14 protein-coding genes are annotated in these 21,912 nt (G+C 50.6%); 8 read left to right on the top strand and 6 right to left on the bottom strand.

Features of this window, described 5'->3' with window-relative positions; genetic code table 11:
- Positions 1-2: 2 nt before the first annotated feature.
- The 5 genes from ACFQNG_RS08275 to ACFQNG_RS08255 all read right to left on the bottom strand — a co-directional run bounded on the left by ACFQNG_RS08275 (position 3) and on the right by ACFQNG_RS08255 (position 5,248).
- Complete coding sequence (locus ACFQNG_RS08275) at positions 3-791, bottom strand: ABC transporter permease subunit (RefSeq protein WP_379864441.1); 789 nt, start codon at positions 789-791, stop codon at positions 3-5.
- On the bottom strand, positions 788-1,933 hold the full coding sequence (gene ssuD, locus ACFQNG_RS08270; protein WP_379864440.1) for an FMNH2-dependent alkanesulfonate monooxygenase: 1,146 nt from the start codon (positions 1,931-1,933) through the stop codon (positions 788-790). The genes ACFQNG_RS08275 and ssuD overlap by 4 nt, the downstream gene beginning before the upstream one ends.
- A gap of 17 nt (positions 1,934-1,950) precedes the next feature.
- The gene (locus ACFQNG_RS08265) at positions 1,951-2,931 is read right to left on the bottom strand and encodes a sulfonate ABC transporter substrate-binding protein (protein WP_379864474.1); all 981 of its coding nucleotides are present in this window, start codon (positions 2,929-2,931) and stop codon (positions 1,951-1,953) included.
- 87 nt (positions 2,932-3,018) lie between these two features.
- On the bottom strand, positions 3,019-3,213 hold the full coding sequence (locus tag ACFQNG_RS08260; protein ID WP_379864439.1) for a YezD family protein: 195 nt from the start codon (positions 3,211-3,213) through the stop codon (positions 3,019-3,021).
- 325 nt (positions 3,214-3,538) lie between these two features.
- On the bottom strand, positions 3,539-5,248 hold the full coding sequence (locus ACFQNG_RS08255; protein ID WP_379864438.1) for a cell wall-binding repeat-containing protein: 1,710 nt from the start codon (positions 5,246-5,248) through the stop codon (positions 3,539-3,541).
- A gap of 544 nt (positions 5,249-5,792) precedes the next feature.
- On the opposite strand from ACFQNG_RS08255, the gene ACFQNG_RS08250 reads away from it, so the two are divergent.
- A complete protein-coding gene (locus ACFQNG_RS08250; protein WP_379864437.1) occupies positions 5,793-6,671 on the top strand; it encodes a PIG-L family deacetylase in 879 nt (292 codons plus the stop codon).
- Between the two features lie 46 nt (positions 6,672-6,717).
- On the opposite strand, the gene ACFQNG_RS08245 is transcribed toward ACFQNG_RS08250, so the two are convergent.
- Entirely contained in the window at positions 6,718-7,218 is a 501-nt protein-coding gene (locus ACFQNG_RS08245; RefSeq protein WP_379864436.1) for a hypothetical protein, read from the bottom strand.
- 183 nt (positions 7,219-7,401) lie between these two features.
- On the opposite strand from ACFQNG_RS08245, the gene ACFQNG_RS08240 reads away from it, so the two are divergent.
- The 7 genes from ACFQNG_RS08240 (at position 7,402) to ACFQNG_RS08210 (ending at position 21,766) form a co-directional block, all read left to right on the top strand.
- The gene (locus ACFQNG_RS08240) at positions 7,402-14,469 is read left to right on the top strand and encodes a DNRLRE domain-containing protein (RefSeq protein WP_379864435.1); all 7,068 of its coding nucleotides are present in this window, start codon (positions 7,402-7,404) and stop codon (positions 14,467-14,469) included.
- A 131-nt stretch (positions 14,470-14,600) separates the two neighbouring features.
- The gene (locus tag ACFQNG_RS08235) at positions 14,601-16,202 is read left to right on the top strand and encodes an ankyrin repeat domain-containing protein (protein WP_379864434.1); all 1,602 of its coding nucleotides are present in this window, start codon (positions 14,601-14,603) and stop codon (positions 16,200-16,202) included.
- 149 nt (positions 16,203-16,351) lie between these two features.
- The gene (locus tag ACFQNG_RS08230) at positions 16,352-17,485 is read left to right on the top strand and encodes a WD40 repeat domain-containing protein (RefSeq protein WP_379864433.1); all 1,134 of its coding nucleotides are present in this window, start codon (positions 16,352-16,354) and stop codon (positions 17,483-17,485) included.
- 168 nt (positions 17,486-17,653) lie between these two features.
- Complete coding sequence (locus tag ACFQNG_RS08225; RefSeq protein WP_379864432.1) at positions 17,654-18,772, top strand: lactonase family protein; 1,119 nt, start codon at positions 17,654-17,656, stop codon at positions 18,770-18,772.
- A gap of 109 nt (positions 18,773-18,881) precedes the next feature.
- Entirely contained in the window at positions 18,882-20,504 is a 1,623-nt protein-coding gene (locus ACFQNG_RS08220) for an ankyrin repeat domain-containing protein (RefSeq protein WP_379864431.1), read from the top strand.
- 152 nt (positions 20,505-20,656) lie between these two features.
- The gene (locus ACFQNG_RS08215; protein WP_379864430.1) at positions 20,657-21,139 is read left to right on the top strand and encodes a lactonase family protein; all 483 of its coding nucleotides are present in this window, start codon (positions 20,657-20,659) and stop codon (positions 21,137-21,139) included.
- Positions 21,140-21,766 (top strand): hypothetical protein, encoded by a 627-nt coding sequence (locus ACFQNG_RS08210; RefSeq protein WP_379864429.1) that lies wholly within the window; start codon positions 21,140-21,142, stop codon positions 21,764-21,766.
- The last annotated feature ends 146 nt before the right edge of the window (positions 21,767-21,912 follow it).

Here is a 21,912-nt window from a genome sequence, read left to right as displayed (position 1 = left end):
TCCTAGTGTAAGGTTGTGCGGCTGATCCGCCATCGCAAGCAGGCTTTTTCCAGTCCTTTGGCCAAGGTGTCCGCCAATTTGCCGAGAAGGGCATAGATCAAGATGCTTAACACGACAACATCCATCTGCATAAATTCACGCGCGTTCATCGCCATATATCCGATCCCGGTGTCAGACGCGATGGTTTCCGCCACAATGAGGGTCAGCCACATGATGCCAAGGGCATAACGGAGGCCGACCAAAATGGAGGGAAGGGAACCCGGCAAGATGATGTGCCAAAACAACTCCCTCTGTCCCAACCCATAACTTTTACCCATTTCGACCAAGTCGGCTTCCACCGAGCGAATGCCGTGGAAGGTGTTGAGATAAATGGGAAAAAACACGCCCAGAGAGATCAGGAACAACTTCGCTTCTTCTCCGATCCCGAACCATAAAATCGCCAGGGGAATGAGAGCGAGATGCGGGATGTTTCTAAGCATTTGCACGGTGGTGTCCAGGAATTTCTCGGCCAGGGTGAACAGCCCGTTGACCAGGCCGAGCGCCAGCCCGATCGAGCCGCCGATGAGGAGGCCAAGCAAAGCGCGGTGCATGCTGTTCCCGATATGATGGGGAAGCTCCCCCGAGGCGGAGAGCTGGATGGCCGCTTTGACAATGGCCAGCGGTTCGGGCAACGTCTGATTGGAGATCCAGCCGATATGGCTTAAGCTTTGCCACACAAGGATCAAGAGGACCGGGACGCTCCAGGGGATGAGCGCTTTTCCCGCGCGCCGGAGCAGAATGAGGATGTTCATCGAATCCCCCCTGTTTGCGTCGGAAAAATGTCATTGGCCATGAGTTCCCCTCGCGGTTGATGGATGGAAGACAGGAAATTGCTTTTATGTGGCGTGAAAGGAAGAAGGGGAAAGAGGGTTTCCGCTACCCGGTACGCTTCTTCCAGATGGGGATAGCCGGACAGGATAAACGTGTCGATCCCCAAGGCGGCGTATTCTTTCATTCGTTCCGCAACGGTTTCGGGACTTCCCACCAGGGCCGTGCCCGCCCCGCCACGAACCAACCCCACCCCCGCCCAGAGGTTGGGGCTGATTTCCAGATTCGCCCGACTGCCTTGATGGAGTTGGGCCATGCGCTGTTGACCAACCGAATCATATCGGCTGAATATCTTTTGCGTAGCGGCAATCGTTTCATCATCCACATAACGAATCAGACGATTGGCGGCTTCCCACGCTTCTTGGTCTGTTTCCCGCACGATGACATGGAGGCGAATGCCGAAACGGACCGTTCTTCCCTGTTCACCGGCCAGTTGGCGCACGAGGCCGATTTTATCGGCGACTTGCGCCGGGGGTTCCCCCCAAGTTAAGTAGACATCCACATGTTTGGCGGCCACATGCTGCCCCGCCAAGGATGAACCTCCAAAGTATAAAGGGGGATAGGGGTTCTGCGCCGGTGGAAATAAGACTTTGCCCGCTTCGATCTTGAGGTGGTCGCCCAAGAAATGCACTTCCTCCCCCTGCATCAGTTGCCGCCATACGGTGAGGAATTCATCGGTGAGCCGATACCGGGAAGCGTGATCGAGGTGGAGACCGTCACCCGCCAGTTCCACCGGATCGCCCCCTGTCACGACGTTGACCAGCAATCTCCCCCCGGACAACCGGTCAAAGGTGGCGGCCATTCGGGCCGCGGCGGTGGGAGAAATCAATCCGGGGCGCACCGCCACCAAAAAACGCATGTTCTCTGTGACGGATATCAAAGAAGATGCGGCGATCCAAGCGTCTTCGCAGGATCGTCCCGTCGGCAACAGCGCGCCACTGTAACCCAATTGGTCTACGGCTTGCGCCATTTGACGCATATATGCGAAATCGACAGAACGTCCCCCGATGGTGGTGCCGAGATATCTTCCATCCCCATGGGTCGGGATAAACCAGAATATATTCATGGATGCACACCCTCTTCCTATTTTTGAATGCCCTTGCTCCAAATGGCTTCTTTAACTTGAATCTGCTTGGGGATCAAGCCGATGTCATAAAAGGTGTCGGCAATCAACTGCTGATCAGAGACGATGGCGGGTTGGAAGGTTTCGATGCCATAGTCCGACCGGCGAATGGCCCTATCAACGGCCTTGACATCCATCCCGATCTGCTTGGCGAGCAAAGAGGCGGCTTCCTGCCGATGTTTCGCAAACCAAGCGGCGCTCTTCTTCAACTCATCCAGGAGGATGTCGATTTCCGCCTCATGTTTTTCGCTGAAGGCCTTTGTGGCGAAGAAGTATTCGCGGTTGGAGGTGATCCCATCCGCGTTGACGAGGGTTTTTGCCCCCAAGTCCACTTCGGCGGCGGAATAGTAAGGATCCCAGATGACCCAGGCATCCACGCTGTGTTTGGCGAAGGCGGCGCGGGCATCCGCGGGAGGCAGGTAAACCGGCTGGATGTCCTGGTAACGCAACCCCGCTTTTTCGAGGGATTTGACCAGGAAGTAATGAACGTTGGATCCTTTGTTCAAGGCCACTTTTTTGCCTTTCAACTCTTCCACCCGCCGGATGGGGGAATCTTTATGGACAAGGATCGCTTCCGTTTGCGGTTTGGGAGAACCCGCCCCGATATAGACAAGGGAACTACCCGCGGCTTGCGCGAAGATGGGCGGTGTGTTCCCGGTATGGCCAATGTCGATGCTTCCCGTATTCAAAGCCTCCAGCAACTGCGGCCCGGCGGGAAAGGGAACCCACTGAACCCGATAGCCCAAAGGATTTAACCGCTTTTCCAGAGTCCCGCGCGCTTTGAGGATGCTTACACTGCCAAACTTCTGGTACCCGATGCGGATCAGCTTCTCTTGCTGTGTCGCGGCATCCGGTTGGCAACCGGCAATCAGCGCGGCCACCACGAAAACAAGGGTCAACAGAATGAAGGAAAGGCTGGTTGATCTTCGCAAGGGAGTCACCTCTGTGATGAAATGTTTGTATACAGCAAAAGACCCCACTATCCCCCATGACAGGATGGGTTGCGGGGCCTCCGTTGGTACGGTTGGCTATTTTTTGTTTTTGAAGGGGACGCGGTTTCGCGTGGACGTGGAGGACTCCAAAGGGTATCGCCGTTTTTCTGTCCGGTCGATCTGGATGATGTGCGAGTCATGCACGGTGATCAACACGGAACCGTATTGTAACCCTTCCAATGACTCAATGATCTGTTGCAACTGCGCGTCAGTGAGGGATAATGATTTCATCGTGGCGGCTCTCTCCTTTTTGGTCATTTGATTCCAGAGGACAGAAGCAAAGAGAAAGAGAATGGCAACTGTGAACTTGATAAAACATAGTTAATTAGTCGGATATAAAATATAAATTCATATAAATTTAATCGGGTTTAAATCTAATATAAAGGATGGAAAGATAAAAGTCAATATTGATATAATTTTCTTTACATATAAATGCCATTTGCCAGTTGTTCACAAACGGATAAGTGCCTGATGGTGGTTTATTTGCGAAGGTAGATCGTCATTGGATGAAAACAGCTGTTCAGGCTTAAGTTCAGGCGCTGAACAGCTGTTTCTTTTAATCGACGTAAGTGTTCAATTGGGTTGCGACATTGGCGGAAATCGAAGACTCATCCCCCAAGAGATAGATCACCTGGATGTTTTTCTGGTTGGCATCCAAGTAGGTTTTAAGGTTGGCGTACAACGACGATGTTGGGGTGAGCACCAATGGCGACAGCGTCGGCGCCAAGGAGCCGGCGAACGGACCGCCCGCCAAAGCGTCCGGATAGTCTGTTCCTTTGGCGAAGACCATGAAGCGCAAGTCCATGCCAAATTCTTTGATCAGGTTTAAGTTGACGGCGTAACGGTCCGCGCCATCGATGCGCTTGACATCACCCAACGCGTCCAATTTGGTGGCGATGGCGTCCGGCACACTGCCCACTCCGCCGACGATAATGAAGTTTTTGATGCGGGTGTGGCTTTTCAGGAACGCATCAATTTCCGCTGGCAATGACGTGCTGTTTGGATTGATCAGCAAGGTTGGGATCAACGCGTCACTGGTCAGGCTGGACGCCGATAACGCATCGGGGAAATCCAAGCCGCTGGCGATAATCGCCGTATCCTTGGTTTCCGCGCCCAAGATGCGGGTCAATTCGCTGGCGGCGTTGGCGGAAACGGCGAAGCGGTTGGCCCCGTCAATGCGTTGAATGGTGGTCACGCCCAACTCTTTCAATTGCGTTTCCACCGCGGTGTCGACCGTGCCCACGCCTCCCATGATGATGGCGCGGCTGGGCTGACGACGCTGGATCTCTGAAACGGTCGCGGTTGGCAGGCTGGTTTGCGCCGTCAGCAAGACAGGGGCTTGGTTTAATCCGGCGAGGGAACCTCCCGACAGCGCATCAGCAAACTTGCCATCGCCCCCACTGGTGATAATCACCGTATCGGAAGGCGGCATTTCCTTGGACACATTGGCCGCCACATCATAACGGCTGTATCCGTCCAGGCGCTTGAGTGCGGGAACGACCAGGTCCAAGTTGATATAGGTGGCGTTGCCCGTAGCGGTAACCGATTGCATGTCCACATAGTTGTTGCCTGGGTGAAGCGGAACGGAGAAGTTGAAGTCGCCGATAAAGCTTTGCGTGAACGTTTCATTGCTGACCAGTTCCGTCTCTGTATCGGTCGTTCCGCTGAACAGCAGGCTGGATGTGTTCTGCGGCAGGCGGCTGACCGGGAACGTCGGGCTGGTGAAAGTGATCGCCGGAACGCGCAAGTCCGGTTCACTTGCGAATTGGACACCGCTGATCACATAGTCATAGCTGAGGGCGGAAGTGTTGTCCACGAAGACCATGAACGAATAATCCCCCGCCGGTAAGGTGTCGCCGCTTTGGTAGAAGGAGAGATTCCCGGAGGCATCCATGCCCACGAGGAGATAGTCGATTTTGGTGCTGGTATGGTTGGCCGTGATCTGTACTTGGCTTGAGCTGGCAACTTGGAAGACATATTCGTCTTGCCGGGTGTTGCTGGCTTGTCCTTTATAATTGACCGAGGTGGTGGTCACTTCGTCCGCCGCCAGGGGGGAACGTGATTCTCCATTCGATTTCTTCTGTTGCTTTTGTTTTGTTTCTTGTTTCATCGCCATAATCCGATGAAATTTCTTCATTTTAAAATCGTCGGTCGTTGTTTTTTTCGCTGCTTGGATCACATCTTTGCTAGCATGGGCACTGTTGGGCAGAAATGAAAAGGGCAACAGTGCGAGGAGTGCGCTGAGAAGAATGAGAATGTTGCGCAAACCGGACACACCTCTTTCTTTGTTGTTGTGATTTAACTACATCATTATATTTTAAAAATATATATAAAGAAAATAGTGGTTAAATATAAATATTAGGTTTATTATGTATTCGTATGCTTACAGAAGTTGCCGACTGAAAGCCCAACTCTTTCAAGGATGGGATGAAAGTCGGCGTTGCTCGGTAATCCCTTTTATGGGATTGTTAAGAGCAACAATCTTCAGTATAATCTAACGCATGAGCGGTGCTCATCCCACTGGTAGTGGGTTTTGTTCCTCTGTACGTCATGATATGGGGTTCCAGTGGCGAACCAATCTCTCCCACTGGGTAAAATCATGAGAGTGAGTAAAACGGAACTAGAACGCTGGTAATAGGCGTTCCGCCCATGTGGGTACATGCAACATGAGTTGTAGAACTGCATGGGACGGGCTGATGAGACAGCCCTGAACTTGGGAGTTGCATGAAGCAGAAATGGATTGAGTGCGCTAACTACCCAAGAATCCCACGGCTTCAGCCGTGTGGAGTCTCAAACAAAGAGGTGAACTTATGCGAAAAGTAGCTTCGATGCTGTTGTTGGTCGGCTTGTTGTTGGTTCTTCCGGCACAATCACCGTCGTCAGCCGCGATGTTGAATGTGATTGACTCATCGAGCAATGTTGCCGTGTACTTGGTGCCGCACGCTGATGATGAGGTGCTCAGTTTTGGGGTGCCGATCTTGAACGATCTGCGTGCCGGCAAAAAAGTGTATATGGTGCTCTTCTCGCCGGGGGAAGACTCCATCGCGCGTGAAGTGATCAATGGGAAAGCGGATGAAGAAACGGTGAGCAGCGCGTACAAGCCGGGTGACCCGGTGCGTTGCGCGTGGCATGCGCGCTACCATGACCCCGTGGCCGAAGGGTACCTGCATGGGCATGTGACCAAGGAAGAGTTTGGCCAAGCGCGGATCGATGAGTTTTATCTGGCCAGCCAAGAGATGGGCGTGCCCCGCGCCAACCTGAAGACGAGCATCCTGCCGAACGGCCAGTTTACATATGACTCCGTCAAATCGATCATCTTAACCTATGACCGCCTCTTTCCCAATGCCCAGTTCAAAACGTTTTCTTCGGTGGACTTGCATGTCGACCATGCCCTGATCGGGAAGGTGTTGGACGACATGTATGCGGAAGGGCGCATCAACAAGCCGCAGACCAATATCGTCTCCATCGCGACCGACCGGTTCCACTCCCACGGGGATGAAACGGAAGTGCCAGGGTACAAGCTGTACTTGACCGACAGCGCAGATAAGGTGAAATTGCAAAATGCCGTCAACCACGTGTACAAAGGATGGGATCCGCACAATGGCGTATACGGCTTGGGTTATCACAGCGTGCCGGCCCAGTTTGACGCGCTGCTGGCGGACACCTACACCAAAATCGCGGCGTATTGAGCAAGATAACGGTTGGAAGCTTCCGGGCTTGCAACCGTTTTTCTTTTCACTTCTTCTCGTTCTTCTCGATGGTGACTTTTTCCCATTCCGCTACCTTCAATTTCTTTAACTCAGGTTTGTCCTCCGCCTCGGAGAAGTCCACTTTGGCAAATGACTGCGTGAGCGCAATGTCACCCGCGTAAATCCAAGCATGGCCCCGTTTTTCCACATAGACACCTGTGACGACCGCATCCGTGGTCATCTCCGGATCAAAGTAGAGATAGACCGCTTTTTTGTCCTTGTCTTCCGTCCCGGTGGAACCGACCCAGACGGTGCCCTCATCCTTCAAGAACGGCTTGATATGCGCGATGCCGGCCTTGGTTTTGGTGCGCCCGGTGAGCCGGGACAGTTTGTCCAGATCGCGCTTCCCCGCGGTGTGGATTTCAATCACATAATCCAAGCCGGTTTTCTCTGCGCCATCCAAGGCCTCATATCCGCCGCAACCCGCCAGCATGAGGGGGAGTGTCAAGGCAAGGGTGAAGATGACTTGGCGTAAACGCTGGTTCATAAAGGATTCCTCCTTTGATGGCATAATTAAAAAAATAAACATTTTATTATTTAATGATTTATATTGAAAAAAACAACTCTTTTATTATTATATATAATTGTGGAGAACGAAAGAAGAAAGAAAATCAACAAGTAAATTTTTCAAGAAAACGAAAGGAACATGAATATTACAAGGAGGAAAAACATGGGATTTTTCTATGGGGAGAAGTATGCTGGCTTTCGTCGCTGTTTCTCTATTTTCCTCACGTTTGCCCTCATTCTGACCATGTTGCCGTTCGATCCGGCTCCGGTGTCGGCTGAAGGCAAAAGTCCGTTGAAATGGGGCAAAAAGAAGGAAAAGAAGGAACTTTTGGACAAGCGTACGGCCACGACCAAACTGTTTGACAACGGAGATGGGACCTATACCAAGGAAATTTATTTCAGTCCCGTACATAAGAAAGCGGGCAAACAGTGGAAGGAGATTTCCACCAAAACCAAGCGGGCCGGGGACAAGGTGAAGCCGGAAAGCACCGAGCTGGACGTCCAGTTTGAAGCGACCAGCAAAGACGGCAAATACGCCACGGTGCAGTCCGGTGAACATCGTGTAGCCTACACCTTTGTCGGCGCGGCGGGCAAAGATGCCGACGGAAAAGAGAAAGAAGAGAAAGCCCGCGACAGCCAAGCGGTCCACCAAGCGGCTGAAGTGACCTACAAGCACGTCGTGCCTGATGTGCATCTGCGTAACAAGATCTTCAACAAGAAAGTCAAAGAAGACATTGTGCTGGAGAAGTATACGGGCGTGAATGAGTTCCGGTTCCGGTTGGATACCAAGCTGGAAGCGAAAGAGCAAAAAGACGGTTCCATCCACTTGGTGGACAAAAAGGGCGACACCGTCTTCGTGCTGGGGAAACCGTTTATGGAAGACTCCAACATCGACCCGAAATCGGACGAGCCCGCCCAATCGGACGAAGTGGAGGTCGAACTGAAGCGGGAGAAGGATCACTACTTGCTCACCGTCAAGGCGGATGAGGAGTGGCTGAAAGATGAGAAGCGAAAATATCCGGTCTACATCGATCCATCCACCTCGTTGCAGACAGTGGGGGACACCTATGTGTCGGATAAGTACACCACGACCAACTACGGTTCCGACACCGAGCTGAAAGTGGGCTATTACGACACCACCACGGGAACCAACTATTCCTACCTGAAGCAAGACATCAGCGGGCTCCGCGGCATGATCATCGACTCAGCCACGTTGAACGTCCATGTCTTGCACAGTTACTACAACCCCCCGACCAAGACGGGCCTGTGGCTCGATGTGGTGAACAAGGATTGGACCGAATCCGGGTTGACCTGGAGTTACCAGCAACAAAACGGCATCACTTCCACCAATATCGGCAAGCTGGATGTGGCGGAAGGACAGATTGCCGCCTTCAACGTGAAAAGCACCGTTCAAGCCTGGGCGGATGGTACGAAAGGCAACTATGGATTCAAGTTCCACACCAATGGCAACGGACAAACTTATTGGAAGAAGTTGAGCTCTTCCGAAAGCGCCACCAACAAGCCTTACCTGTCCGTCACCTACCATGCGCCGACGGCCAACTTGCCGACCGCGCTCGCATACTCCAACTGGGCGGGCAGTGCCAACGGTTTTGTCGATTTGCGCTGGGAACCGGTGCAAGGGGCGACCGAGTATTATCTCTGGATCTACAACGGCAAAGAGTACCAGAAGCTGAATGTGGGGAACACCACCTATTACTCCACTTCCGGCAAGAAGCTGTGGCCAACGGAGGAAGAGATCGCCGCCGGACGTTATGAACTGCACATCAACCCAACCACGTTGAAAGAAGATGGCGGCGGAACCGACTTGGCCAAAGACCCGACTCCGGTCTATCGCAACGCGGGCAACACCACGGCCACGGGCGAGTATGTGTTCCGGTTAAGCGCCAAAACGCTAGCCGGGGAAACCCCGCAAACGGCGGATGTGAAGATTGCCATTCCGGATCGTACCGAAGACTTGGGAACGGAAGAGTTTTGGGCCTTCAACGAAGTGCCGGGTGGAGATGTCAACCTCGTGACGGGGAACTTGGTCATTTCTGAAACCGACTTGGAACTCCCGGGACGCGAGCCGGAGATGTCCATCGAGCGGACATACAACAGCCGTTCCAAAGCAACCGGGCCATTCGGTAAAGGTTGGACCTTCAACTATGGTATGCGTGTGGAAGAGGACAGCAAAGGAAATATTGTTGTCCATGACATGGATGGCGGAAACCATTACTTCCAGAAGCAGGTGGATGGCACGTATTCTGCCCCGTTAGGTGTGAAACTCACCTTAAAAGGTTCCAAAGCGACGGGTTGGACTATCACGGATAAAGACCAAACCGTTTACACCTTTGATACAGAAGGAAAGCTGACCCAGATCGAGGATGCGAACAAAAACAAGCTGACCTTGACTTATAACGATTTGAAGCAACTGGTGAAGATTACTGATCCGAGCAATCGGGAATTTAATCTAACTTATACCAATGGCAGAATCACGCAGATTTCGGGTCCGGATAACCGAGTATGGAAATACAATTATAACTTTGAAAGAGATTTTCTTATCAGTGTAACGGATGAAACGCAATCTATAACGAGATACGGTTACTATTATGACGGTGGATTGGAAAACAAGCTGGCTGTGGTCATTGAGCCAGGAGAGATGGAAACTTGGTATGAATATGATTATCAAGGCAAGTTGTTTAAAGTGAATGATCCGGAAGAGAGTTATACCTACATCGGGTATGATCCCATTAATAAAATGACGAAAGTGGAAGACCCCAATATCAACGAAACGTACTATTACTACAATGACGCAGGAAACCTTATCAAAGAAGTGGAGGATCCGAACGGTCTCAATTTGGTTACCACTTACACTTGGGATCACAACAACCTGACCCGGGTATGTGATCCGGAAGCGAACAAAAACCAAACTTGTGCCACGGCACCAACGGAGTTGTACGAATATGACACCAACGGCAACCTGACCAAGGCGCAGGACGCCACCGGGACGGAAACGTTCAAATACAACCAGAACAATGATGTGGTGGAATACAAGGACCCCAATGGAGAGACGTTTAAAACGTTATACGATGCCAAAGGGAATGAAATCTCGGAAGTCGACCCCGACAAAGTGAGTGAAGCGCAAGTCACCGACGGAAAAGGGAACGTTACCGAGACGACCGATGAATTGGGTGTTGGCGAAAACCTGGTCATCAATCCTGGTTTGGAACGGGTAGTCAGTGGCGCTCCTGAAGCGTGGACCGTGCAAAAAGTGAATGACAGCGGGTCGGTGGCATCCGATTCAACCGTGTATTACAGCGGCACCCAATCGGTCAAAATAACCACCAAATCCACATCGGCAAGCTTGGGGTTTGCCGGGGCGACACAAGAGCTGTATGTGGCGCCAAACACCACGTACACTCTAAGCGCAATGATCAAATCCCAGGGGTTGACCCAAGCGGGGGCATTCCTGAACGTCTTGCAGTTGAAAGAAGATGGCACCTACTCTTCGGGAGGTTGGAAAGATAACCGCTTTAGCCGGGTAAGCGGCACGCAAGATTGGACCCAGAGACAAGTGACTTTTACCACGGCGGCTGATACGGTCAAAGTCAGAATCTATCTGGAGGTCGACCATTCCAGCCTGCAAGGGGTGGGCACGGCTTGGTTTGATGAAGTGATGCTGGAAGCGGGCGATGTGTCGACCGACTATAACCCGATCGAAAACAGCAGTTTTGAAGAAGGATTGGCTTACTGGCGCACTTCCGCTGGTACCGGTTCGGTGGATACGGCCAATGCCTTTGACGGGGCGCAGTCGCTCAAAATGGCGCGCTCGTCAGCAACCGAGACCGGCATTCAATACGTGCAATACATTCCGTTAAACCAATCTACGCCTGAACCCATTACCGTCACCGGATTAAGCAAAGCATCCAACGTGACCAATACCGAAACCAAGGATCCGAACGGGGATTATTCGATTTGGGTGGATGCGATTCAAGAAGACAACACCTATGTCACGGACCAAGCGAAGTTTGCGCTCGGCACCCATGATTGGCAGCGGGCGGCCGTCACCATCAACCCGACCAAGAAGTTAAAGGAAGTGCGGGTCTATGTCCTGTTCCGCGGCAACAACACGGGTACCGTCTGGTTTGACAACATCCGCGTGAAAAAAGGCAGCGCGGTGGAGAAATACGAGTATGACGCCTCGGGCAACAACATTACCAAGGTGACCGACCCGAGCGGCAAATCGGAAGAGATCGCCTATGACGCCTATGGCAACGAAACCAGCATCAAAGATGCCAAAGGGTTGACGACGCAATACACTTATGATAAGTCCAACCAACTAAAAACGGTGACCTTGCCGGGCAACACCCTGAAAGTGCACTATACCCATGATGAAAGCGGGAATGTCATTGAGAAAAAGGTAACCAGTGCGGACGGGCAAACGGTTTATAATACGATATCCTACGAGTACGACAATGATAAAATGACGTCTGTCACGGATGAGCTGGGAAACACCACGCATTATGAATATGATGGTGAAGGAGACGTCAATGTAATAACCAATCCGAATGGTTCAACTGTGAAACACATTGAGGCTGACGATGGAACCTATGTCGGTATCCATTATAACGATACTGAATTGTATCGCATTCACTATGATGACAAAGGCAACGAGAAACAGATTGACAATGTGAAGTTGGGCACTTCCAAAACCCACACCTTTGATGCCAGCGATCGCTTGGTGCAACAGATACAAGGGAACAACACCTTAAAGTGGACATACGATCCCAACGATCAGCTCATCAAGCAAGAAGCGCAAATCGGAAGCCAATTGATCACGCACAATTACGCTTACAACGATTCCGAGAACAATATCCAGGTCAGTGACCATACTGGCAAAGTGTACCGATTTGACTACGATGAGAAGGGCAATGTCCGCACCGCTGTGTATGCGAATGGAGTGGGGACCTCGGGCTCGTATGATGACAATAACCAAGTGACCGAAGTGGTGATCGGGACGAAAGAGGGCACCCCCATCGCCAAGTACAAGTATGCGTATGATGCCAACGGCAACCGTACCAGTATTGTGGACAAGGATGGCAAAGAGCTGAAGTTCACCTATGATGTGTTGGATCAGCTCACATCCGAAACCGACCCCGTGACCGGAAACACGATCCATTACACTTATGATCCGTTGGGGAACCGGACGAAGAAAGAAGTCAAAGACAGTGCGGGCAATGTGGTTTCCAGCACGTCGTATACCTATAATGTGGGGAACCAGCTGACACAAGTGGACGGTACGGCGTATGCCTATGACAAAAACGGGAATCGGCTGGAAGATGGCAAACACACCTATGTCTGGGATGCGGGTGACCGTTTGGTTGAAGTGAAAGACAAGGCGACCGGCACCACCATCGCCACCTACGATTACGATGAAGACGGACGACGCGTTCGTTCGACAGTGGGCGGCAAGGTAACCAACTACTATTATGATGGGGAAACCAACCGCGTCCTTTACGAGACGGACGGAAACAATGCGTTGACCCGTTATTACACCTACAATGAAGACGGACAGTTGCTCAGCATGACCAAAGCGTCTGGGGAGACCTACTATTACCAAACGAACGCGCACGGCGATGTCGTGGCCGTCACCGACCAACAAGGGACGGTTGTGGCATCTTACGTGTATGACGCCTGGGGTAACATCCTGAGCAAGACGGGGGCTTTCGCTGATGAGAACCCCTACCGTTACGCGGGATACCGCTATGACACCGAGACGGGCCTTTATTACTTGATGGCGCGGTACTACCAGCCGGTGGAAGGTGTCTTCCTCTCCATGGACCCGGATCCGGGGGATGAAGATGATCCGCAGTCGCAAAACGTCTACACGTATGCCAACAACAACCCGCTTCGTTATACGGATCCAGATGGTCACTGGATTAACTTGGCCATTGGCATTGTATCCGGCATCTATCGCGGATACAAGACGTACAAAAAGACGGGAAGTTTGAAAAAAGCCGTTTGGGCCGGCGCCAAACAGGCGGTGATGGATGCGGTTCCGATTGGCCGTGTCTTCAAGGCGCTCAAGTACGGTGCGAAGGCATATAAGGCGTACAAATCTTACAAATACGCCAAAAAGTACACCAAGCGGATTCCGAAGAAAGCAACAAAGAAAAAGTATAAAAAGTACTATTCCGCAAGCAAGGCGAAAAAAGCGAACCAACGCCGTTACGGTGCTGGCAAAAAGGTTAAATCAACCAAAAAAGTTACCACAAAACGAAAAGTTTCAAGGAAACAAAGCAAATACACATCCAACCGCAGCAAAGGAAACCGCAAATACCAAAATTCCAGCGGAACGCGCAAGGTCAAAAAAGGCCAGAAGCAGGTAACTAGAAAGCAACACACCACGAAGAAAGCTCCAAAAGCGAACAAAATCAAGCGTGAGCAAGTGAGGCAGCAGAAAGAACAACAAAAATGGCAACAATGTACTGCTTCTACAATTGTGGCAACCATGGCTGCCACTTCTACAGACATGAAGCAATGTAAAGCCTCCGATATATTCGAAACGAGGGATCTTTCGAAAGAGCTCAAGGAAGAGTTGGAGTCGATAATGATCGACTATTCGGAGACGATTCTAAACCAGTTTACTGAAGAGGCAATCGGATTAAGAGTTAATTTGCCAAATAAGGAAGCTACAGGAGGAAATGTAGCAATTGCAGAAGTGCTGATCACTATTAGCGGCGCTGATGGAGATGTGCCATTACTGAACAAAGATGGGAAAACCCGTTGGAAATCCCATTCTGGCATAGGGAACCCAATCGACAAGAATCCACGTTACTTCCCCGGTTGGGAAGACATGCCGACTCCATCGACTGATCCTAATAAACCGTATGGACCATATGCACTAAAATACATGAATGATTTCATGTTAAAACTGCAAGATGGCGAGGTACCAAATCCACATGACCGTAGAAAGGATTCGGAATTTAAGATCCTCGAACCGATTGCGCGGCAAATTCTTGAGCAGAAAGCGGCAGGCAAAACAGTCAAAGGGAAAATTACCTTGTTTTCGGAAAGACCGCTCTGCTTTAGTTGCCAAGGTGTGGTAAGCCAGTTTAGAGAGATGTTTCCGGAAGTCGAATTGGAAATTTACAGCAATAAAATAAAGCTAAATGACGATGAGGATCCTTCCTTCATTGATGAAGTGAGGAAAAGACGAAAAAACAGGTAGAACAGTTAATCGTAAATATGATGAAGGGGAAGCCACTTAAAAGCGGTGGCTTCTTTTTTCATGAAGTGTAGAAATGTTGACCAACATATTACATGATAGAGATAAAAGATGTGTGATGGGGGAATGAAGTGATGCTAGAACGAGACAAAGTAAACTTATCTCTGATCCTTGCCGCCGAACAGGGAGCGGTGGAAACTGTACGTCAGCTGCTTGACGCCGGGGCCGACGTGAATGCCGTGGATGGACAAGGTGAGACGGCGCTGCATAAAGCGGCGGTTCAAGGGGACCTGGCCATGATTCAGTGTTTGGTAGAAGCTGGGGCTGATGTGAATCGGCAAAACCAAAGGGGAGAGACGGCCATCCATAAAGCGTTTTCCACCTATCAGGTGCCGCTTGGCGTGGCACAGGAGATATTGTCTCATTTGTTGCGGCATGGTGCCGACCCGATGCTGGCTGACCAAGAGGGGCGGACCCTGTTGCATCAGAATTTGGGTGCTGGTGCGCCAAAGGTGGTTGAACAGTTATCGGACTACCCCTCCTTATTGTGCATGAGGGATGGCCATGGTCGCTTGCCACAGCATTGCTCCCAAAATGAAGCTTCGTTCCGCTACTTGGCTGAACGGTCGGGGTATGTGGAGCGGTCCCTTGTCTCTTCCCAAGGCATGGAGTTGGGCGAGTGGTGCGAAGAGATGCAAGCACCTTCGCATCTCACTTACTTCGCTCCGGCCGTGGTTCGTCTCCATCCGCTCAACGATGAACTGTTGGTGGGTCATCCGGATGGGAAAATTAGTCGCTGGTGCTATGGACCGGATTTATCGTTTGCAGAAGGGATCCAAACGGATCAATGTTTTATCCAAGATCTGGCTGTTGCGCCCGAGGGGGATTGGTTTGCGGTCGTCGCACCCAACCTCTGGGGCATTGAAATACGGAGCATGCGAGGTTTGCGACGTATCGATTTGTTGCGGAATGAATATACCATGGAACCGGAGTGGATGAATGCTTTGTGCATCAGCCCCGACGGGAAATGGATCATTACTGATGTCAACGATGACGGGTATGAGGGTGTCGGTTGGGGTGACCGTGAAACGAATGCCTTTCATTTTCGGTCGTGGAAAGAGTTAGGGTACGAAGACCCGGACTATGGATATGGGACCGCGGTTCAATTGGTACTTTCGCCTGACCAGAAGCGGTTGGCGCTGAATGAATTACATGGTTCTTCCACCTTAGTCCATGTATTCCCTGGTATTTTGGCTGAGCATGAACGAAAGGGATCGCAGGATGAATGGCTGTTGAGTCAGCAGGCTTGGGCTGAAATGGGCACCTATATTTCTGACCTTCGTTTTCATCCAGACTCTAGCCGATTAATATTTTTCAAAAGTCCAAGTAACAATCAACATCGACCAGGGTGGGTGGGAGATCTCGTGGCCATTGCGGCAACTCATAAGGAAGAGCTGTGGCGTGTTTCCATTGATGCCATCCTCGCCGGATCAGAAACGGAGCTGTTTGAAAATGCATTTCATCGCCGTTACGCCGGTAAAGTATTCGTTGGCCAAGAGGAGGTGGTTTGCACCGCCCCAGGCGGACTTCTTCTGTTTTTTGATGTGGAAACAGGAGCGTTTAAGCGCAAACTGAAAGTGAACGGGCAACACATTTTGGCGATCGGCAGGCATCGGGACGGCGGCAAGATCCGGGTGGCGACGGAGCGGGAGTTGCAAGTGATCGAGTGGAAGTAAATGGTTCTCCCGCCAACGGTTTCGTTTTTAAAAAGTGACCATCCTCGTCGTAGAGGACGGTTGCTTTTCTCCTTATAACGGATAAGCCCTGGTCTGTTTCACTAGTATTGGTTATAAGCATTGACTACCTGGAAGGGAACAACCTCAGGATGAAAACAAACGATACGGAAAAGTGCTTATCTTCACCTTCAGGATTGGAACCTGGTGAATGGTGTGAACATATTCGCCTACCAAAGATGGTCCGCCTCCATCCTATCAAAGATGAGTTATTCGTAATCACGGAAAGCGGCAAGTTGGCTCGCTGGCGTTACACACCGGCACTCACGTTTGTGGATGGATTGGAAACATCGGATATCAACGATTTGACCTTTTCTTCAGACGGGCAGTGGTTTGCGGTATCGGCTCCGGCCCTCCGTAGCATTGATATCCGAAGCACGGAGGATTTGAGCCTCTTGCGTCAAATACGGAATGCGTTCACTAATGGAGAATACATGTTTTCCATGTGCCTGGATCAAGACGGAAGCTGGCTGGTGATCGATTCATGCAGGAAACCGGGTGAGTTGGATGAAGAAGAGGGGCTGGCCTGGATTCATTTGCAGACGGGAGAGGCCCATGCCCGGACATGGCCGGAGATGGATTATGTAGATCCCGAAGAATTGGGTTATGGACATATCTGCCAAATGGCGCTCTCACCCGACCAAAAGCGGTTGGCGGTGAATGAATGGAAAGAAGGCAGTGCGGTGATTCACATTTTTCCGAGCCTGCTTAAGGGACATCAGCGCACCGGATCATTGGAAGAAAGGCAATTGAGCCAGTTTGCATGGGTTGATATTAATTCCAATGTATCTGACCTTTGTTTCCATCCCGATTCCACCTGCTTGGTCTGTTTTAAGACGACAAGCATGGATGGATGGAAATATGATCATTGGCGTTATCCCTCTGTTGGTGCCGGTTGGGTGGGTGAGTTGATTACCATTTCCGCAACACGTCGGGAAGAGTTGTGGCGGGTGCCGATTGATTCCCGCTTGACCGGCTGGGAGCGGGGAATCCTGGAAGGGCATTATGCCCCTCATGGCTATGCGGGCAAAGTGTTGGCTGGAGAAACGGAAGTGGTCTGCACAACTCCAAACGGACAGCTTCTCTTCTTTGATATGAAAACGGGTGAATTTCAACGCAAATTGAAAGTGAACGGAAACCACATTTACGCCATCGGTTTGCACAAAGACGGCGACAAGATCCGGGTGGCGACGGATCGGGAGTTGCAGGTGATCGAGTGGAAGTAAATGGTTGTTCCATTAACGTTTCGTTTTAAAAAAATGACTGTCCTTATCGAGGGGATTGTTTCTTTTCTCCTTTTTATAACGGATAAACCCTTGTCTGTTTCAGTGGTATCGGTTGATAAGAGTAAGCATTGACTATCTGTTTACAGCATAAGGGGGAATAACCTCAGAATGAAAGCCAACGATTCAGAAAAACGCTTATCCTCCCCTTCCGGATTGGAACTTGGTGAATGGTGTGAACATACTCGCCTACGCAAAATGGTCCGCCTTCACCCTCTTAAGGATGAGCTGTTTGTCGCTGAGGAAAGCGGCAAGTTGGTACGCTGGCGTTACACGCCAACACTCACGTTTGTGGATGGATTGGAAACAGAAGATATCCAAGATTTGGTTTTTTCTCCAGACGGGAAGTGGATGGTGTTGTCGAATCGATCCATGAACAGGATTGACATCCGAAGCACGGAGGATTTGGGTCTCTTGAGTCAAATACAGAACGAGTTCACGAATGAATGCATGTTTAGTTTGTGTCTGGATCAAGAGGGAAATTGGCTGGTGATCGATTCATGCAAGAAACCGGGTGAATTGGACGAAGACGAGGGATTGGCTTGGATCCATTTGGAAACTGGAGAAGCATTTGCGCGAACATGGCAAGAAATGGATTATTTTGATCCCGAAGAATATGGTTATGGAATTGTCTACAAAATACAGCTTTCACCCGACCAAAAGCGGTTGGCGGTGAATGAATGGAAAGAAGGCAGCGCGGTGATTCATATCTTCCCAAGCCAGATCAAGGGACATCAGCGCACCGGATCATTGGAAGAAAGGCAATTGAGCCAGTTTGCATGGTATGATATCCACTCCTTTGTATCGGACTTTTGTTTCCATCCCGATTCCGCCCGCTTGGTTTGTTTTAGAACGACAAACTCATATACATTGAAATATGATCTTCGGCAATATGATTCTGGTTGGGTAGGAGATCTAGTTTCCATTTCCGCCACGGATCGGGAAGAATTATGGCGTGTCCCGATTGATTCCAGCTTAACCGGTTGGGAGCAGGGAGTTCCAGAGGGATTTTATGCTGATGAATATGCCGGCAAAGTGTTGGTGGGGGAAACGGAAGTGGTCTGCACCGCCCCGAACGGACAGCTTCTCTTCTTCGACATGAAAACGGGTGAATTTAAACGCAAATTGAAAGTGAACGGAAACTACATTTACGCCATCGGTTGGCATCGGGACGGTGGCAAGATCCGGGTGGCCACGGATCGGGAACTGCAAGTGATCGAGTGGAAATGATTGTTCTTCCGTTAACGTTTTATTTTTGAAAAAGCAACGATTCCATTAAGGGATGGGTTGCTTTTTCTCCTATTTATAGCGGATAAGTCATAGGGGTGTTTTATTTATCATGAACCAAAAGACTGTGCATCTCGTCAGGAGGAAAGTTGAATGCATCAAAAACATGAAGCTTCCGAATGAAGCCATCGTTTCTGCCGCCCGATCGGGAGAGTTGGATCAGGTGCGCCGACTTATTGAAGCGGGCGCCAATGTCAACGCGGCGGATGAGCAAGGATACACCGCTTTGCATGTCGCAGTCAGCAAAGAAAGCTTGCCGATGGTGAGACTTTTGGTGGAAGCGGGCGCCGATGTCAATGCGGCGGACCACAAAGGAAATACACCTTTGCATCGGCTCTTCACATTTTGCCGTTCGATGGAAAGGATGAAAGAAATCTACCTGTATATGATCCAAAGTGGGGCCGATCCAACCAGAGTCAATCATGAAGGGCGTACGTTGTTGCATATGGCCATCAATATGGGACCTGTGGGATGGAAAAATGCCTTGGCGTTGTTGGAAGACAATCCGTTGTTGCGCCGAACGAGGGATCATCAAGGCCGTTTTCCGCAACACTGCACGCATTTCGAGGAAAAATTTAAATTATTTGTGGAATTGCTGGGCGAAGTTGAAAAGACCATCTCCGTTCCATCAGAGTTGAAGCTAGGTGAATGGTGTGAAACCCTTAACTATGTGCCGTTGATAGGCTATAAGGCCCGGCCGATGGTGAGACTCCATCCGGTTCGGGACGAACTGTTGGCGTCACCCCGGCATGGCCAAATCGGCAAATGGAGATATGCGCCCAAGATTTCCTTTGAGAAGGGAATGCAAACGCACCAATATCTCATCAAAGATTTGGCTGTTTTTCCACAAGGGGATGAAATGGTGATAACCGCCGAACACCTGTGGGGAGTGGAACGGAGGTCGGGCACCGATTTGTCTCCCATCGGATTGATCCAGAATGAATACACGATGGAACCGGAGTGGATGACGGCGTTATCCATCAGCCCGGATGGAAGGTGGCTGATGGTGGATGTGGAAGAGGGGATGGGCTGGATTGAACGGGAGACGGGCGAGTTTCGGAGAACGTCATGGGAAGAGTTGGGTTATCCAGAGCCGGAGTATGGATATGGCACCGCTGTGCAACTGATCCTTTCGCAAGATCAGAAACGATTGTCGTTAAACGAATCGAAGGGCGGAGACGCTAATTTGCACATCATGAACAGTTTGTTTGCGGAAGGAGAAGGGCCGTTGGTTTCCTACTATTCAAGAGGGGAATACGAGATCACTGATTTGTGCTTCTGCAACGAGTCGCGGCGCCTGTTTTATTTTCGCTCTTCCTCTTACCATGACGCCAAAGCGAGAAATGGCTGGGTGGGTGACTTGGTCGCGGTATCGGCAACCAAACGCCAAGAATACTGGAGTGTCCCGATTGACCGGCAACTCACGGAAAATGAGCGTGGCATTTCAGAAATGGCCTATGCGTTGGGTTACGCCGGCAAAGTGTTGGCGGGGGAAACGGAAGTGGTCTGCACCGCGCCAGGGGGCCAACTCCTTTTCTTCGACATGGAAACGGGCGCATTCAAGCGGAAAGTGAAGGTGAACGGGCAACACATTTTGGCAATCGGCCGACATCGGGACGGCGACAAGATCCGGGTGGCGACGGAGCGGGAGTTGCAAGTGATTGAGTGGAATTGATTGTTTTCCGTTAACGTATCGTTCTGAAAAAGTAACCATCCTTATCAGTGGTTTGTTGCTTTTTCTTCTTATAGTGGATAAGCTCTTGTCTGTAGTGGCATTGGTTAATAAGAGTAAGCATTGGCTACCTGCAAAGGGGGAATAGACTCAGGATGAAAAACAACGATACGGAAAAGCGCTTATCTTCCCCTTCGGGATTGGAACCTGGTGAATGGTGCGAAGATTATTTGATACCGAGGAGAGTCCGCCTTCACCCTCTTAAGGATGAGCTGTTCGTCGCCGAGGAAAGCGGCAAGTTGGTACGCTGGCGTTACACACCCGCACTCACGTTTGTGGATGGATTGGAGACGGCGGATATCGAAGATTTGGTCTTTTCTCCGGACGGACAGTGGTTTGCGGTGTCGGCTCGCTCCCTTCGCAGTATCGACATCCGAAACGCGGAGGATTTGAGCCGCTTGAGACAAATGCAGAATGCACTCACCAATGGAGAATACATGTTTTCCATGTGCCTGGATCAAGACGGAAGTTGGCTGGTGATCGATTCATGCAGGAAACCGGGTGAGTTGGATGAAGAAGAGGGGTTGGCCTGGATTCATTTGCAGATGGGAGAGGCCCATGCCCGGACATGGTCGTAAATGGATTATTTCGACCCGGAAGGATTGGGTTATGGAATCGTTTACAACGTTCAACTATCACCCGACCAAAAACGGTTGGCAGTGAATGAATGGAAAGAAGGCAGCGCGGTGATTCATATTTTCCCAAGTCTGATTAAGGGCAATCAACGCACCGGATCATTGGAAGAAAAGCGATTGAGCCAGCGGGCGTGGTATGATATCAACGCTTATGTATCCGACTTGGGTTTCCATCCCGATTCCATTAAGACAACAGACCCCAATCTATGGAAGAGATATGATCATCGGGGATATGATGCAGGCTGGGTGGGGGATCTCGTGGCCATTTCCGCAACGCGGCGGGAAGAATTGTGGCGTGTTCCGATTGATTCCCGCTTGACCGATTGGGAACGGGGAATCCCGGAGGGACAGTATGTCAAGGGATACGCCGGGAAAGTGCTGGTGGGGGAACGGGAAGTGGTTTGCACCGCGCCGGGAGGACGGCTTCTCTTTTTCGACATGAAAACGGGTGAATTTAAACGCAAACTAAAACTGAACGGTACCTGCATTTATGCCATCGGTTGGCACAAAGACGGCGACAAGATCCGGGTGGCGACGGATCGGGAGTTGCAGGTGATCGAGTGGAAGTAAATGGTTGTTCCATTAACGTTTCGTTTTAAAAAAATGACTGTCCTTATCGAGGGGATTGTTTCTTTTCTCCTTTTTATAACGGATAAACCCTTGTCTGTTTCAGTAGTATCGGTTGATAAGAGTAAGCATTGACTATCTCTTTACAG

The organism is Laceyella putida (assembly GCF_042665195.1).
Classification (GTDB): domain Bacteria; phylum Bacillota; class Bacilli; order Thermoactinomycetales; family Thermoactinomycetaceae; genus Laceyella; species Laceyella putida.
Note: the sequence above shows the minus strand (reverse complement) of the source record. Positions and strands in the feature narration are given on the sequence as shown.